The sequence below is a fragment of the Inquilinus sp. genome (assembly GCF_057815775.1).
The window spans coordinates 1-1520 of the sequence record NZ_JBYRFX010000694.1; the positions used below are offsets into that span (position 1 = coordinate 1).

Annotated in this window: 1 protein-coding gene; it reads left to right on the forward strand. The window is 68.4% G+C overall.

The genetic code is table 11. From position 1 onward, the window contains the following. A partial coding sequence (locus tag AC3XYG_RS24105) for a condensation domain-containing protein (RefSeq protein ID WP_489142406.1) occupies positions 1–1520 on the forward strand: 1520 nt, incomplete at both ends.

The window sequence follows — 1520 nt, forward strand, 5'->3', positions numbered from 1 at the left end:
TCGACGACAGCTTCTTCGATCTCGGCGGACACTCCATCCTCGCCACACGCCTCGTCAGCCGCATCCGATCCGCCCTCGGCGCCGAACTCCCCATCCGCGCCCTCTTCGAAGCCCCCTCCGTCGCAAGGCTCGCCGACAAGCTGGGAGAGCGTGGTGTTGCCCGGCCGGCGCTTGCCGCCCAGGCGCGACCCGACCGCATGCCCTTGTCCCCGGCCCAGCAGCGCCTCTGGTTCCTCCACCGCCTGGAAGGGCCCAGCCCGACCTACAACATCCCCATGGCGCTGCGGCTCGACGGCGTCTTGGATGCTGCGGCATTGCAGGCGGCGCTGGCCGATCTGGTCGCCCGCCACGAGAGCCTGCGCACGCTGGTCGCGGATACCGGCGACGTCCCGCAGCAGTTGATCCTTGGTGTCGGCGATCCCCGCGCACGGCTGGTGCTGCAGCGGATCGATACCGATGAGAGCACGTTGCAGGGTCTGCTGCGGCAGGCGGCCGGCCATGCCATCCGGCTGGAGCAGGAGATCCCGATCCGCGCGACCCTGTTCCGGCTGAGCGCCGAGAACCATGTGCTGTTGCTGCTGGTGCACCACATCGCCTCCGACGGCGCATCCCTCACACCGCTCATGCGTGACTTGGCTTTGGCCTATGTGGCCCGGCGGCTGGGCCAGGCCCCGGCGTTAGTGCCGCTGCCGGTGCAATATGCCGACTACACGCTCTGGCAGCGCGACCTGCTCGGCGATGACCGCACCCCCGACAGCCTGATCCGCACCCAGGCCGCTTATTGGCGGCAGCAGCTCGCCGGCCTGCCCGACTGCATCGCCCTGCCCAGCGACCGGCCCAGGCCGGCCCTGCCTTCTCATCGCGGCGAGCATCTGCCGCTGGCAATCCCGGCCGAGCTGCACCAGAAGCTCCGCACCCTTGCCCGGTCCTCTGGCGCCAGCTTGTTCATGCTGCTGCAGGCCGGCCTCGCCCTGCTTCTCTCCAGGCTCGGTGCCGGTGACGACATCGCCATCGGCTCGCCCATCGCCGGACGCACCGACGAGGCTCTCGACGACCTCGTCGGCTTCTTCGTCAACACCCTGGTCCTGCGCACCGATCTCTCCGGCAACCCCACAGTCGCCGGTCTCATCGACCGTGTCCGTGACACCTCCCTCGCCGCCTATGCCCACCAGGACCTGCCCTTCGAGCGGCTGGTCGAGATCCTCAACCCAACACGCTCCCAGGCCCATCATCCCCTGGTCCAGGTCATGCTGGTCCTGCAGAACACCGCAGCCCCCAGCCTCGATCTTCCCGGCCTCGTCCTGCGGTCAGAGCCCCTCGGCAACGATATCGCCAAGTTCGATCTTACCCTCAGCCTCGCCGAGACACCTGACGGCCTGGAGGGTGTGTTCGAATACGCCACCGACCTGCACGACGGTGCCAGCATCGAGATCCTCGCCGGACGCTTCGTCCGCGTGCTCGAAGCCATGGCCGAGAATCCCAGACAGGCCATCGGCGATATCGAACTGCTGACGGCCGAG